Here is a 14,689-nt window from a genome sequence, read left to right on the forward strand (position 1 = left end):
TTAACATTTCTCATTAAATCTGTCAACAACTTTTTTCTTTCGTTCCTGACGACGCTTATTAATTTACCATATTAATCATTTAATAGTCAACACTTTTTAAAAAAATGCCAAAATAATTTTATCTTGGCATGATATAAAGCTTAATAATCACTAATGCCGCCACACCTGGTAGCCCTAATAAACTCGTTATTGCCGCTGTACCCATGTTAATTGGGATATGAAAATCAAAATATGTCCCTACAACATTTACGATAAAAAGCAATGCTATGCCTAGAGTAACATGAAAAATCACCTTTCCTATAAAACGTAATGGCTTAGAGGCAACACCAAAAACAAGAAAAATAAACACTAAAGTAAGAATGCCAACAATAATAATTGTAGAATTCATTTTTTCCTCCTTATGAATGACCTATACATCTATTTGTATGGGACAAGACAATAAAAAAGAACAGTTATCATAAACGGCATCTCTTTCATATAAACCTAATAAAACAACACCTCAGCATTTAACAAATAAAATAAAAAGGCCTGCTCAGAAAGCAGAACCCTTTACCATTGTTCCATTTTTACAGGACGACGCTTTGCTTCTTTCAACAAGAAGAAATATTTCGCCTCTGCTATTTTCAAAGAACAAATGACATCTTGAGATGGTTCTACACTTTGTTCGACCATTCTCTTCTGACGTAACCACTCATTCTTCACTTTTTCCAAAAGTACAATTAACTTATCATCATACTCTTTACGCAATTTACCCTTTTTTTGAAAGAACATTTTTGTTTCTCCTCTTATACTTCTCTGCGACCTTCTAATGCTTTCGATAGTGTCACTTCATCTGCATATTCTAAATCTCCACCAACTGGCAGACCATGTGCAATACGAGTTACTTTAATGCCTGTAGGTTTTAAGAGGCGGGAGATATACATCGCTGTAGCTTCCCCTTCAATATTAGGGTTTGTTGCTAATATTACTTCTTGTACCGTTTCATCATGTAGTCGCTTTAAGAGTTGCGGGATATTAATGTCTTCCGGTCCAATTCCCTCCATAGGAGAAATCGCACCACGTAACACATGATATACACCTTGATACTCTTTCATTTTTTCCATCGCGATTACATCTTTCGGTTCTTGCACGACACAAACAACTGATTGATCTCGATGCGAATCATTACAAATATAACAAGGATCACGATCAGTAATATGTCCACATACAGAACAATACGCTAAATCTCGCTTCGCATTTACAAGTGCTTTCGCAAAACCTAACACATCATCTTCTTTCATATCTAATACGAAAAATGCCAATCGAACCGCTGTTTTCGGTCCGATACCTGGCAACTTCATAAAACTATCGATTAGTTTTGATATTGGTTCTGGATAATGCATGTATCAATATCCTCCTAGAACATTCCACCTGGTAAGTTTAAGCCTTTTGTAAATTTACCCATCGTAGAGTTTGATAGCTCATCAGCCTTTTTAAGTGCATCATTTGTTGCAGCTAACACTAAGTCTTGTAACATTTCGATATCCTCTGGATCTACAACCTCTTCTTTAATCTTCACTTCAAGAATTTGCTTGTGACCATTTGCAATAACTGTAATCATTCCGCCGCCAGCTGTACCTTCAACTGTTTTTTCACCAAGCTCTTCTTGTGCTTTCGCCATGTCTTTTTGCATCTTTTGCATTTGTTTCATCATGTTATTCATATTTCCCATTCCGCCACGCATCATAATTAATTCCTCCTAATTATTATTACTCTTTTATTTCAATGAGTTCTTGTCCTACTAATTTCACTGCCTCTTCTATAAGAGGGTCTTCCTTTTTCTCCGGGCTTTCTTCAGACTCTCCACCTTCACGTTGTAAAAAGTCTTCACGGATTTTACCCCATTCACTTTTTGGAATGGCAATCATATTTAACCTTTTACTTAGCAATTCAAATAAAGCTTGTTCTACTGTATCCATAGCTTCTCGATTTTCGCTCGCCATCTTACAGTGAATCTCATATTGAAATGCTAAAACGTAAGTGTCATCTGAAGCTGCCACTGGTTCGCTATTTTCTAGTAGAACAGCAAACGCTACTTTGTTATATGATTTGAGTCTTCCTAACAACTCACCCCATACAGCTTTTAATTGTTCTAAATCTTGACGCTTCGCTTGTTTTAATACTTCATTTACACGCCCGACAGGAATCTTCATACTTCCTGTTCGTACGGGTTTTGGTGTTGCACGTGTCTCTCTTACTTCCTGTTGTACACCAGCTGGCACACCGTTCTTTTTGACTTGCTCTAACTCTTTCTCCAATTGCTGCATCCTGTTCATAATTGCTTGCAAACGATCAGTACCGTTTGCTTGCATCATAAACTGTTGACACAATTGCACCATAACAACTTCTAAGAAAATACGCGGATGATTTGTCCACTTCATTTCCTGTTGTCCCTTACTAAGGGTATGAATAATCTCATAGATCACTTCCGGTTGCATTTCTTCACTCAACTTACGGAATTGATCATCTACAATTACTCGTTCCAACATATGTTCTAGTTGCGGTGAAGTTTGATATAAAAGCATATCACGATAATAGTAAATGAAATCCTCCATAAAACGAACTGGATCCTTCCCTTTACTCATCATTTCATCTATGATCTGTAATGCTCTTGATACATCATTTTCACGTATGCATTCTACTAAATTGCCTAAGTATTGCTGAGAAACAGATCCTGTTACGGCCAATACATCTTCTGTCGTAACAATCTCATCACTATAAGATATAGCCTGATCAATAAGACTAAGCGCGTCACGCATACCACCTTCAGCAGCACGGGCAACAATTTGTAATGCTTCATCTTCCACTTGCGTACCTTCGTTTGTCACAACCGTTGATAATCTCTCAACAATATCATTCACTGATATTTTTCGGAATTCAAAACGCTGACAACGCGAAATAATTGTAGGCGGGATCTTATGAGGTTCTGTTGTCGCCAAAATAAAGATAACATGTCCTGGCGGCTCTTCTAAGGTTTTTAAAAGCGCATTGAATGCACCCATAGAAAGCATGTGAACTTCATCAATAATGTATACTTTATATTCTACAGCACTTGGAGCATATTTTACTTTATCTCTAATATCTCGAATTTCATCTACACCGTTATTTGAAGCCGCATCAATTTCTAATACATCTGAAATGGATCCTTGTGTAATTCCTAAACAAGAAGGACATTCATTACAAGGTTCAGCTACCGGAGCATGTTCACAGTTAATTGCTTTTGCAAATACTTTTGCAATTGTCGTTTTTCCTGTTCCCCTAGGACCAGAAAATAAATAAGCATGTGAAACTTTCTCTTGAAGAAGGGCATTTTGCAACGTTTTTGTCACGTGCTTTTGACCGACTACATCTTCGAACTTTTGCGGTCTCCATGTTCGGTATAACGCTTGGTATGACACGAAAATACGGCCTCCCTCAAAGGTTATTATCTCATTTATTATAACCCATTCTGTTTATAGATTCCAAAAGTTATTTTCTATACAAAAAACTCACCTTTGTATTAAGGTGAGTTTTGTATACATATATAACTGCCGTGCACCCTCCGTCGATTACGTACCATAAGCGTTACTCAAGCAGTTAGCTCGGTTCAGGCACTCCTGCGGCACACGAGAAGACCCGCTTATTGCTGCTTCCTTCCGGACCTGACAAGGTTCACGGGGTCCCGTTGCGCAGGACCCAAACGTCAACACCACTTACTTAAGGCAGACCTTACAGCAACATAACCTCGAGAGGGGATTCGGCCTCGCTAGAGCGGATTGCGAGTATAGGGCACCGCTACCTCCCCGCTTAGCACGGCAAAGTTAAAACCAATATTCGGTTGCCTTCATTAAAGGCATTATCAGTATAACTTGTTTCTTTATAAAATGCAAATACGTTAGTTCCCAGTATTTTTCTCTAATTTTTTTATCGCTTTTCTTTTTTTACGAAGCTCTCTAAAAAAGTTTGTTAACAACGTACCGCATTCTTCCTCTAATACACCAGATACTACTTCACATTGATGATTGAAGCGTTCATCTGTTAAAAGATTCATTAATGTCCCTGCACACCCGCCCTTCGGATCACTTGCACCATATACAACTCGCTTCACTCGTGATAAAACAATTCCACCCGCACACATTGGACAAGGTTCTAATGTTACATACAATGTTGCATCTTCTAAACGCCATGTCCCTAATTTTTTACACGCCTCATCTATCGCTAGCAACTCAGCATGAGCTATTGATCTTTGCTCAGTTTCCCTTAAATTATGGGCAACACTAATTACCTCACCATCTAACACTATAACTGCTCCAATTGGCACTTCCTGTATTTCCTCTGCCTTTTTGGCTTCTTCTATCGCTAATTGCATAAAATAAATATCTTGATCTTGTTCCATAACATAGTCCTTTCATTACAAATAAAGTACACTTATTTCCATTTACTACACAGGGGATAACTTTTATATATTCAATCCACCCTAAAAGAAAAAAGAGAGGGGATTACATATGAAAAATACCGCCTTGCTCATTATCGATATGATTAATGACTTTCAATTTTCCCACGGACCCATTCTAGCTCAAAAATGTGAGACTATCACAAACCCTATTTTACAATTAAAGAAAAAAATGAAATCCTTCGGCTATCCTATAATTTACGTTAATGACCATTATCAACTTTGGAGATCTGATATCGACCAACTTATTACTCATTGCACAAATAAATATAGCGAAAATATAATCCATAAAATTGCTCCAAATTCTGATGATTACATTTTTATTAAACCACATTATTCCGCTTTTTATGAAACACCTTTAAATTCATTACTAGGTTATTTAAAAATAGAAAATCTAATATTAACAGGAGTTGCCGGAAATATATGTATCCTTTTTACAGCTAATGATGCCCATATGAGAAATTATACATTGTATGTACCACAGGATTGTATCGCCTCTAACAACGACCAAGATAATATACATGCTTTAAAAATAATGGAAGCTACATTGAAAGCAAATATAACATCGTCATCCAAAATAAAATTTAATTAATACATATATCTATTTTCTAACTTTTTATATCAAATTAACCCGCTCGCTTCCCTCTTGTGCTACAATAATTCTGTTTTGTGTTTTTAGTAGTCACGGTAAATCACTGATTGAAAGGAGGAAACAGCGTGACCGGAGTACCATTTATCACGGTTGAAGGACCAATTGGTGTTGGAAAAACTTCACTTGCGAAGGAAATTTCAACTCACATGCAACTCCACTTACTAAAAGAGATTGTTGATGAAAATCCCTTTTTAGGAAAGTTCTATGAAGACATCGACGAATGGAGTTTTCAAACAGAGATGTTCTTTCTTTGTAATAGATACAAACAATTAGAAGATATTAACATAAAGTATTTGAATCAAAGGAAACCAGTAGTAGCGGATTACCATATCTTTAAAAATTTAATTTTTGCATCCCGCACATTAAAAGACTCTCAATATGACAAGTACATGCAAATTTATCGTATCCTTACACAAGATATGCCTGTGCCAAACGTCATTGTTTATTTAACAGCTAGCCTAGAAACATTGCAAAAACGAATCGCCATGCGCGGAAGAGAATTTGAAAAAAACATGGATCCAAATTACTTACTACAGCTCACAAAAGATTATGAAACAGCAATGGATGCTTTTAAAAAAGATCATCCGGAAATACCAGTATTGAAATTTAATGGAGACGATATGGATTTTGTAAAAAATCCTGATGATTTAAACGTCATCCTATCTGCCCTTCAAAATACTCTCTTAAAGGAGTCGAAATAATAATGAATTTAAGGCAAAAATATGATATACCCAATGACGCAGTAATCACTATCGCCGGAACGGTAGGTGTGGGTAAATCAACTATGACAACTGCATTAGCTAATGCTTTAGGTTATCGCACATCATTTGAAAAAGTAGATTCCAATCCATACTTGGACAAGTTCTATGCGGACTTCACTCGCTGGAGCTTCCACCTACAAGTGTACTTTTTAGCAGAACGATTTAAGGAACAAAAAAGAATTTTTGAATACGGTGGCGGTTTTGTTCAAGATCGTTCTATTTACGAAGACACTGGAATTTTCGCAAAGATGCATCATGAAAAAGGTACGATGACGGAAACTGATTATGAAACATACAAAGGGTTATTTGACGCTATGGTCATGACTCCTTACTTCCCTCATCCAGACTTATTAATTTACTTAGAAGGTTCTTTCGATGATATTGTCGATCGTATTCAAGAACGCGGACGCCCAATGGAACAGCAAACGCCAATTGAGTACTGGAAAGAAATGCATGGACGTTATGAAAACTGGATTAACAACTTTAATTCATGCCCTGTATTACGCTTAAATATTAATGAGTACGATATTTTAAAAGATGGGGATTCAATCGAACCAATCATTAAAAAAATTGGCCATTTTTTAAAACAAACACGTAAACTTGTAAAATAAAAAACCCGTGCATATGCACGGGTTTTCCTATTAAATTACTTCTTCTTTGTTGGAGCAATAATTTCACTCTCAGGTTTTCCTGCGTTAATACGCTGACGAACAGTACTTGTACTAATATCGTATGCTTCAGCAATCTCTTTAACAGTCATTTCTTTCCCATTAATTACTGCCGTTAATACTTTACCTGTACGTTTTGGAGCCGCTTCTTTCTTTACAGCTGCTTTTTTAACTTGTTTTGGCACCTCTACTTTATTCGTAGCTGGTTTTACATCACAAGTACAACCACAAAGTTTACGGAATGTATCATCACTAATAATGCGTGATACGTTTGCACCACTGTTTAAAATTCTATTGTTCTTACAGACAGGACATTGTACATAATATAAAGTTTTTCCATCTAAAGGAAACGTTTGTATAATAAGATCCATGTTGACTCCTTTCATATCTATGAAGATAATCATCGGAATATGAGTGTGTAATAAGGACAAAATTACCTTACACCATACTTTATGATTGGTTTTAAAATAAAAACTCGTTACGTGTTGGTAACGAGTTCTCCAATCTCCACTTATATGCGCTGTTGTCAATTATATCTGGAGGAGGTAGAGGGATTCGAACCCCCGCGCGACTCTCGCCGCCTGTCGGTTTTCAAGACCGATCCCTTCAGCCAGACTTGGGTATACCTCCATATTGACATCAAATATAATATCAAAAGAAAAACAGTTAGTCAACCCTACTAAAATAAATTATGAGGAAAGGAAAATTTTACTTTCCCCTTCCTACATTACAGTACTGACAACGCTCATAATTACCAATCACTCATACCGATGAATGTTTAAATTTACTTAATAACTGTTTTTCCTCCCATATAAGGGCGAAGAACTTCTGGAATTATAATTGTACCATCTTCTTGTTGGTAGTTCTCTAAAATAGCTGCAACCGTACGTCCAATTGCAAGACCAGATCCATTTAATGTATGGACATGTTCTGGTTTTCCATTTGGCTCACGGCGGAAACGGATATTTGCACGTCTCGCTTGGAAAGCTTCAAAATTACTACAAGAAGAAATTTCACGATATGTGCCATAGCTTGGAATCCATACTTCAATATCGTATTTCTTCGCTGCTGTAAATCCTAAATCGCCTGTGCACATGCTCATAACGCGATATGGCAACTCTAATAATTGTAACACGCGTTCTGCATCATTTGTTAATTTTTCTAACTCTTCATAAGAATCTTCTGGTTTTACGAACTTCACAAGCTCTACTTTATTGAACTGATGCTGGCGAATTAAACCGCGTGTATCGCGACCAGCTGAACCTGCTTCAGAGCGGAAGCAAGAGCTAAATGCAGCATATCTTATAGGCAATTGCTCTTTATTTAAAATCTCATCACGATGCATATTCGTTACAGGTACTTCAGCTGTTGGAATTAAGAAATAATCTTCACTTTCAATACGGAATGCATCTTCTTCAAACTTTGGAAGTTGTCCTGTTCCTGTCATACTTGCACGGTTTACCATATATGGAGGTAATACTTCTTCATATCCATGCTCATCAGTATGAAGATCAAGCATAAAGCTAATTAAAGCACGCTCTAATCTTGCACCAGCACCTTTGTAAAATACGAAGCGGCTTCCTGTTACTTTCCCAGCGCGTTCAAAATCTAAAATTCCTAAATCAGTAGCAAGATCCCAATGTGGTTTTGGTTCAAAAGTAAATTCTTTTACTTCTCCCCAAGTACGCGCTACTACATTATCATCCTCTGTTTCACCGACTGGAGCAGACTCATGAGGGATATTTGGAATAGATAACATTAATCTTTCTAAGTCTTCTTCAACTGTGCGAAGTTCGTTATCAAAATCCTTTACTTTTTCTCCAACCTCACGCATTTCTAAAATTAGAGCTTCTGCATCTTTCTTTTCGCGCTTTAATACAGAGATTTGTTGAGACACTTCATTACGTTTACTTTTTAATTCTTCTGTCTGAACAAGTAGTTCTCTTCTTCTCGTATCAAGTTCTTCAAAACGTCCGAAATCAGTTAAATCTTCACCTCTATGCTGTAATTTCGCTTTTACTTCTTCAAAGTTTGTACGTAAAAATTTAATATCAAGCATTATATACTCCTCCTTTTATTTTATAAAACACAAAAAACTCCCGTCCCTATATAAAGGGACGGGAGTTAACCCGCGTTGCCACCCTAGTTGAAAGCATTACCACTTTCCTCTCAAGTAGAAATAACGGCTCTTCACCGGGAATGCTTACTAATCCAAAAGATGTTCCACATTCCATTCCAGGATGGATTCACAAACTGTTTCTATCGATTTCCACCAACCATCGACTCTCTATAAGAAACAACATTTGTTACTATTTCCTATCAACACGCTTATTTTATAAAATTGTTACCATCAATTTACTATAATCTTATACAAGTTGCAAGTTACTTATACAACTTTTTTCATTTTCGCTTCTTTTACCATTTCAACAAAGTATGCTGTTACACGATGATCATCTGTTAATTCCGGATGGAATGAAGCAGCTAAAAACTGATCTTGTCTTACCGCTACCATTCGGTCACCATGCTTAGAAAGCACTTCAACATTATCAGCTACTTCTACAACATACGGCGCACGGATAAATACACCAACGAAGTCTTCACCCACGCCTTCAATTGAAAGCGCAGCTTCAAAACTATCCTTTTGGCGTCCGAACGCATTGCGCTCAACTGTAATATCCATAGCACCAATATGTGCTTCTTCATAGCCAATAAGTGTTTTCGCAAGAAGAATCATCCCTGCACATGTACCAAACATTGGTTTACCAGACTTTGCAAATGTGCGAAGTGGTTCCATGAAAGCATACTTATCAATGAGACGGCGCATTGTTGTACTTTCACCGCCTGGTAAAATAAGACCATCAATCTCTTCAAGTTGCTCTATACGCTTTACAACAACAGCTTCTGCACCACTTGCTTCAACTGATTTTACATGTTCACGAACTGCACCTTGAAGACCTAGTACACCGATTTTCACCATTTTAAAGTTCTCCTTTAATTACCATCCACGCTCTTGCATGCGTTGTTCTGGTAATAACGTTGAAATTTCGATACCCTTCATTGCATTACCTAATCCTTTAGAAAGACTTGCAATTAGTTCGTAATCTTCATAATGAGTCGTTGCTTCAACAATTGCACGTGCAAATCTCTCTGGGTTTTCTGATTTGAAGATACCAGATCCAACAAATACCCCATCAGCACCAAGTTGCATCATTAATGCAGCATCTGCTGGCGTTGCTATACCACCTGCCGCAAAGTTTACAACTGGTAAGCGACCAAGACGTTTAATTTCAAGTAATACTTCGTAAGGAGCACCAGTATTTTTTGCATATGTCATTAACTCATCTTCACGTAGACTCGCAACTTGACGGATTTCTGCATTGACTTGGCGCATATGACGCACTGCCTCTACAATGTTTCCTGTTCCTGGTTCACCTTTTGTACGAAGCATAGATGCACCTTCTGCAATACGACGTGCAGCTTCTCCGATATCACGGCAACCACATACAAATGGAACTGTGTAATCACGTTTATTTAAATGGTATACTTCATCAGCAGGAGTTAATACTTCACTCTCATCGATATAGTCTACCCCTAATGATTCTAATACACGTGCTTCTACAAGGTGACCGATACGGCATTTTGCCATAACCGGAATTGACACTGCACCCATAACTTCTTCAACGATTGTTGGGTCTGCCATACGAGAAACGCCACCTGCTGCACGAATGTCTGCTGGTACACGCTCTAATGCCATAACGGCAACTGCGCCTGCCTCTTCTGCAATTTTTGCTTGTTCAGCGTTAATTACGTCCATAATAACGCCGCCTTTTTGCATTTCTGCCATTCCACGTTTTACACGCTCTGTCCCTGTTACATTTGTCATGTACAAAAACCCCCCTAGGTGAATTGCTTTCCCCCGTTAAAGGCGAAAATTAAGAATACTCTTACATTCTACCACTAACTATCAGATGCTTGTCTACTACTTTTTCATAAAGTCGGTATGAAAAATAGGAATAAAAAAAAAGCCCCTACCATGAGGAGCTTCTAAAACCAACCTTTTACTGTATCAACAGCACTATTCCACATACCACTAAAGAATGAACCAATTCCGCGCATAGCACGAGTAAACCAGTTTGCTTCTTCTACTTCAGATGTTGTTACAAGATCCACTTGCAACGACTTACCAGTTAAAAATCCAGGGTCGTTTGTATCTTTTGGCGTAATTACCATTTGACCAAGCGCAGCTCCCTTTTTAATAGGTGCTTCTTGTCCCTTACTTGATTCTTTTAATTCTGTTTTATAAACATCTTTACTTCCTTTTGGCACTGGAAGTGAAATAGCTTGTTTCGTTTGAACTGCTACATCTTTATCTTTCGCATTTTCTACTCTTACTGTTTCTTGTCCTTTTACTGAAGAACCTTTTTTATACATTTGTTTCACTTCAAAGTTAGCAAATCCATAATCATATAGCTTCTTTGTTTCATCAAAACGTGCTGTATGAGAACTTGTTTTAATAACTACAGAAATAAAACGCATACCGTTTCTTTCAACCGTACCAGTGAAGCAATCTCCTGCTTCTGGAGTTGAGCCTGTTTTCAGACCATCTACGCCATCATATTCTTTAACTAAGCCCTTTAACATCCAGTTCCAGTTTGACATTGCAAACTTCTCTTTTTCTGGACGGAATTCTTTTTTAGGAATTTTTGCTGTATCTAACACTTTTGGATAATCTTTAATTAAATGTTGTGCTAAAGTTGCAACATCCTTTGCAGACATTTTATTTTCTTCATCTGCTGTTGTTCCTTCAGGGTGCATTCCCTTTAAATCTTTATTCGTTAAACCTGTAGAATTGACAAATTTATAATTTTTCAACCCTAGTTCTTTCGATTTATCATTCATCATTTTTACGAAATCTACTTCTTTACCTGCAATTGCTTCTGCTAATGCAATTGTTGCACCATTTGCAGAAAAGATTGCCATTGCCTCATATAACTCTTTTACTGTATAAGAGCCACCATTTTCTAATGCAACATTTGATAATGAAGCATCTTGTGAAACCTTATATGCATATTCAGAAACCTTAATTTTCTGATCCCACTTAAGTTTTCCTTTATCCACTGCTTCGTGAACTAAATATTCACTCATCATCTTTGTCATACTAGCAATGGATAATAATTCATCTGCATTCTTTTGATATAAAATTTTCCCAGAATTCGCTTCTACTAAAATTGCCGCGCCTGCTTCAATGTTTAAAGCGGCTCCTGTTTCAGCTGATGCATTGCTATATGGCATAAAAATGCTACAAGCTAGTGTAAGCACTGTTACCAAAGCAATGAATCTTTTGCAAAACATACCTTTCACTTTTGCTACCCCCAATATCTATGTACTCACATAACCGTTATTCTAACATAATCAAAAAAAAATAGACAGAGATATCAAATCTCTGTCTATTTGTATATAAGACATTATAATGAGTAGTTTGGAGCCTCTTTTGTAATTTGTACGTGATGAGGATGACTTTCACGTAAGCCTGCACCTGACATACGAATGAATTGTGCATTTTCGCGTAAGAATTCTAAATCCTGTGCTCCGCAATATCCCATACCTGCACGTAAGCCACCAACTAATTGGTGAACTGTATCTGCTAAAGGTCCTTTATATGGTACTCGTCCTTCAATACCTTCTGGAACAAGTTTTTTATTTCCTTCTTGGAAGTAACGATCTTTACTTCCTTTTTCCATCGCACCGACAGAACCCATACCACGATACACTTTAAATTGACGACCTTGGTAAATTTCAGTTTCTCCAGGACTTTCGGCAACACCAGCAAACATACTACCTAGCATAACAACATGTGCTCCTGCTGCTAAAGCTTTAACCATATCACCAGAGTACTTAACACCCCCATCAGCAATAACTGGAATACCGTGTTTACGAGCTTCGGTTGCACAATCATAAACTGCTGTTAATTGTGGTACACCAACACCAGCTACAACACGTGTTGTACAAATAGAACCTGGTCCAATACCAACTTTAACTACGTTTGCACCAGCTTCAATTAATGCTTTCGTTGCTTCAGCTGTAGCAACATTTCCAGCGATAATATTTAATGATGGATATTTAGCACGAACTTCTTTTACCTTATCAATAACGCCTTTAGAATGCCCATGAGCTGTATCAAGTACAATTGCATCTACACTAGCTTTTACTAATGCATCGATACGAAGCATAGCATCAGCTGTTACACCAACTGCCGCTCCAACTAATAAGCGTCCTTGCTTATCTTTAGCAGAGTTTGGGAATTCAATTACTTTTTCAATATCTTTTATTGTAATCAGCCCTTGTAATACACCGTTATTATCAACAAGAGGGAGTTTTTCAATTTTATACTTTTGTAGGATCTTTTCAGCTTCTTCCAGTGTAGTACCAACTGGAGCTGTAATTAATTGTTCTTTTGTCATTACGTCAGAAATTTTGATTGAGTAGTCTTGGATGAAGCGCATATCACGGTTTGTAATAATACCAACTAATTTTCGCTCATCTAAATTATTTACAACCGGTACACCTGAGATACGATATTTTCCCATAAGATGTTCTGCATCATATACTTGATGTTCTGGAGTTAAGAAGAAAGGATCTGAAATAACGCCGCTTTCAGAGCGCTTTACTTTATCAACTTGCTCTGCTTGTTGCTCAATAGACATATTCTTATGAATAATTCCTAAACCACCTTGGCGAGCCATTGCAATAGCCATGTCAGCTTCTGTTACTGTATCCATTCCTGCACTAATTAACGGGATGTTTAGCTGTAAGCTTTCAGATAAAACTGTTTTAACACTTACTTCTCTTGGTAATATATCTGACCTAGCTGGTACAAGTAATACATCATCAAAAGTCAAACCTTCTTTAACAAATTTAGATTCCCACATAATTGTTCCCCCTATGATACCAGAAATTATTATTAGTAGCTTATCAATTGGTTAAAATACTGTCAAGGACGTATATATATGTTAGAATTTTTAGACAATAAAAGGAGCGTAATATATGCATCAAACATCTTGCACTTGGCAGCAGTTAAGTTTCTTTTTTTCATCTCAAAACGTACAACGTTATCTTGCCCGTTGTTATGAAAAATCCTCTATTCAGGATGCCGAAAAAAAAAGTTTTGAAAATTGTTATCCCTTTATTTATTACTTAGAACACGGGAAAAATTATTATGAATTATATAAGACAGCTCCATTTTCCATTCAACCAATGTTGTTATTTTATGGAATTAGCCAACTTTTTAAAGCATGTCTACTAACCATTGATCCTAACTATCCTGAATCCACTACTGTTTTAGCTCATGGCGTTACAACTCGCAAACGAAAAAAACAAGGGTATCAATTTTTAGAAGATGAGGTGAAGGTACAAAAAAACGGATTGTTTACTCATGTTGCAGAACAACTGTTTCACATGAAACACTTAGAAGCAGAAAAATTTAACATGTTAGAACTAATGGGAAATATTCCAGAATTACAAAATCTGCTCCGCTATAGTCAAAAAGGATCAACTTTATATAAAATCGATTCAACAATTAAAAATGAGCTCTCCTTTTCAGTCAACCTACTAGATCGATTACATATGACTAAAGAGAGATTTTCTCGCTACATTGAAACATCTTGTAAGCATTTATCAATGCAACATGTACCTGAGAAAACTAATGAATCGAATTTACTTTTTACGGCGCCAATTCAATCATGGAATCCTATGTACAGTACTCCTTTATACTATGAATATCTTACTAATACTTATTATTTACCACTTACAACTGATCCTAGAAATCCTAAACCAGTATTACCCGAACTCCTCGTTCATTATTTATTGCTCTATAATTTAAGCATGATTTCTAGGTATGAAACAGATTGGTGGTATGACTTACTTGGAAGCTATGGCTCTGAAGATTATCCATTTATTTATCAATTTCTTAATATTTCTGCTCAAAAAATCCCTTACTATATTTCATCATTTTTACTAACAGAACCTAACCTATTTCATGGGAAATAAAAAAAACACAAGTCAAAAGACTTGTGTTTTTAATTGCTTGGCGACGTCCTACTCTCACAGGGACAAGGTCCCAACTACCATCGGCGCTAGA

General features: G+C 36.8%; 16 protein-coding genes, 1 tRNA gene, 1 other RNA gene and 1 other annotated feature. Of the genes, 4 read left to right on the forward strand and 14 right to left on the reverse strand.

From position 1 onward, the window contains the following. Nucleotides 1-118: 118 nt before the first annotated feature. From OXT04_RS28990 to tadA, 7 genes are all read right to left on the reverse strand, one after another. Complete coding sequence (locus OXT04_RS28990; protein WP_001089273.1) at nucleotides 119-388, reverse strand: pro-sigmaK processing inhibitor BofA family protein; 270 nt, start codon at nucleotides 386-388, stop codon at nucleotides 119-121. Between the two features lie 161 nt (nucleotides 389-549). Then, nucleotides 550-771: a YaaL family protein gene (locus OXT04_RS28995; protein ID WP_000466019.1), complete on the reverse strand. Its 222-nt coding sequence runs from the start codon at nucleotides 769-771 to the stop codon at nucleotides 550-552. Between the two features lie 14 nt (nucleotides 772-785). Beyond that, on the reverse strand, nucleotides 786-1,382 hold the full coding sequence (gene recR / locus OXT04_RS29000) for a recombination protein RecR (RefSeq protein WP_000559169.1): 597 nt from the start codon (nucleotides 1,380-1,382) through the stop codon (nucleotides 786-788). 14 nt (nucleotides 1,383-1,396) lie between these two features. Beyond that, nucleotides 1,397-1,723 (reverse strand): YbaB/EbfC family nucleoid-associated protein, encoded by a 327-nt coding sequence (locus OXT04_RS29005; RefSeq protein WP_014894853.1) that lies wholly within the window; start codon nucleotides 1,721-1,723, stop codon nucleotides 1,397-1,399. A gap of 25 nt (nucleotides 1,724-1,748) precedes the next feature. Further along, complete coding sequence (gene dnaX / locus OXT04_RS29010; RefSeq protein WP_000121561.1) at nucleotides 1,749-3,437, reverse strand: DNA polymerase III subunit gamma/tau; 1,689 nt, start codon at nucleotides 3,435-3,437, stop codon at nucleotides 1,749-1,751. A 132-nt stretch (nucleotides 3,438-3,569) separates the two neighbouring features. Further along, an RNA gene (gene ffs, locus OXT04_RS29015) (signal recognition particle sRNA large type) lies at nucleotides 3,570-3,834 on the reverse strand. A gap of 79 nt (nucleotides 3,835-3,913) precedes the next feature. Continuing rightward, nucleotides 3,914-4,414, reverse strand: coding sequence for a tRNA adenosine(34) deaminase TadA (tadA, locus tag OXT04_RS29020; RefSeq protein WP_000434330.1), 501 nt, complete (start codon nucleotides 4,412-4,414; stop codon nucleotides 3,914-3,916). A 109-nt stretch (nucleotides 4,415-4,523) separates the two neighbouring features. Here tadA and OXT04_RS29025 point away from each other — a divergent pair, with 109 nt between their 5' ends. The 3 genes from OXT04_RS29025 to OXT04_RS29035 all read left to right on the forward strand — a co-directional run bounded on the left by OXT04_RS29025 (nucleotide 4,524) and on the right by OXT04_RS29035 (nucleotide 6,495). After that, entirely contained in the window at nucleotides 4,524-5,063 is a 540-nt protein-coding gene (locus tag OXT04_RS29025; protein WP_016513286.1) for a cysteine hydrolase family protein, read from the forward strand. A 125-nt stretch (nucleotides 5,064-5,188) separates the two neighbouring features. Beyond that, a complete protein-coding gene (locus OXT04_RS29030; protein WP_000148218.1) occupies nucleotides 5,189-5,824 on the forward strand; it encodes a deoxynucleoside kinase in 636 nt (211 codons plus the stop codon). A gap of 2 nt (nucleotides 5,825-5,826) precedes the next feature. Further along, a complete protein-coding gene (locus OXT04_RS29035) occupies nucleotides 5,827-6,495 on the forward strand; it encodes a deoxynucleoside kinase (protein ID WP_001053585.1) in 669 nt (222 codons plus the stop codon). Nucleotides 6,496-6,530: 35 nt separating this feature from the next. Here the strand turns inward: OXT04_RS29035 and OXT04_RS29040 are convergent, their stop codons facing one another. The 7 genes from OXT04_RS29040 to guaB all read right to left on the reverse strand — a co-directional run bounded on the left by OXT04_RS29040 (nucleotide 6,531) and on the right by guaB (nucleotide 13,481). Continuing rightward, entirely contained in the window at nucleotides 6,531-6,923 is a 393-nt protein-coding gene (locus OXT04_RS29040; protein WP_000364192.1) for a sigma factor-like helix-turn-helix DNA-binding protein, read from the reverse strand. A gap of 166 nt (nucleotides 6,924-7,089) precedes the next feature. After that, nucleotides 7,090-7,182 (reverse strand) — tRNA-Ser (locus tag OXT04_RS29045). A 154-nt stretch (nucleotides 7,183-7,336) separates the two neighbouring features. After that, nucleotides 7,337-8,611: a serine--tRNA ligase gene (gene serS, locus OXT04_RS29050; RefSeq protein ID WP_000884174.1), complete on the reverse strand. Its 1,275-nt coding sequence runs from the start codon at nucleotides 8,609-8,611 to the stop codon at nucleotides 7,337-7,339. Nucleotides 8,612-8,662: 51 nt separating this feature from the next. Next, nucleotides 8,663-8,884, reverse strand: a binding site (T-box leader). Between the two features lie 54 nt (nucleotides 8,885-8,938). After that, entirely contained in the window at nucleotides 8,939-9,529 is a 591-nt protein-coding gene (gene pdxT, locus OXT04_RS29055) for a pyridoxal 5'-phosphate synthase glutaminase subunit PdxT (RefSeq protein WP_000238785.1), read from the reverse strand. An 18-nt stretch (nucleotides 9,530-9,547) separates the two neighbouring features. Further along, nucleotides 9,548-10,435: a pyridoxal 5'-phosphate synthase lyase subunit PdxS gene (pdxS, locus tag OXT04_RS29060; RefSeq protein ID WP_000186154.1), complete on the reverse strand. Its 888-nt coding sequence runs from the start codon at nucleotides 10,433-10,435 to the stop codon at nucleotides 9,548-9,550. 161 nt (nucleotides 10,436-10,596) lie between these two features. Beyond that, a complete protein-coding gene (gene dacA / locus OXT04_RS29065; RefSeq protein ID WP_125653127.1) occupies nucleotides 10,597-11,904 on the reverse strand; it encodes a D-alanyl-D-alanine carboxypeptidase DacA in 1,308 nt (435 codons plus the stop codon). 113 nt (nucleotides 11,905-12,017) lie between these two features. Then, entirely contained in the window at nucleotides 12,018-13,481 is a 1,464-nt protein-coding gene (gene guaB / locus OXT04_RS29070; RefSeq protein ID WP_000264089.1) for an IMP dehydrogenase, read from the reverse strand. Nucleotides 13,482-13,596: 115 nt separating this feature from the next. On the opposite strand from guaB, the gene OXT04_RS29075 reads away from it, so the two are divergent. Continuing rightward, nucleotides 13,597-14,598 carry a YaaC family protein gene (locus OXT04_RS29075; RefSeq protein ID WP_000554294.1) on the forward strand — a complete coding sequence of 334 codons (1,002 nt, stop codon included), beginning with the start codon at nucleotides 13,597-13,599 and terminating at the stop codon, nucleotides 14,596-14,598. The last annotated feature ends 91 nt before the right edge of the window (nucleotides 14,599-14,689 follow it).

It is taken from the genome of Bacillus sp. GC_Bacil_1 (genome assembly GCF_026540675.1).
GTDB lineage: Bacteria > Bacillota > Bacilli > Bacillales > Bacillaceae_G > Bacillus_A > Bacillus_A cereus.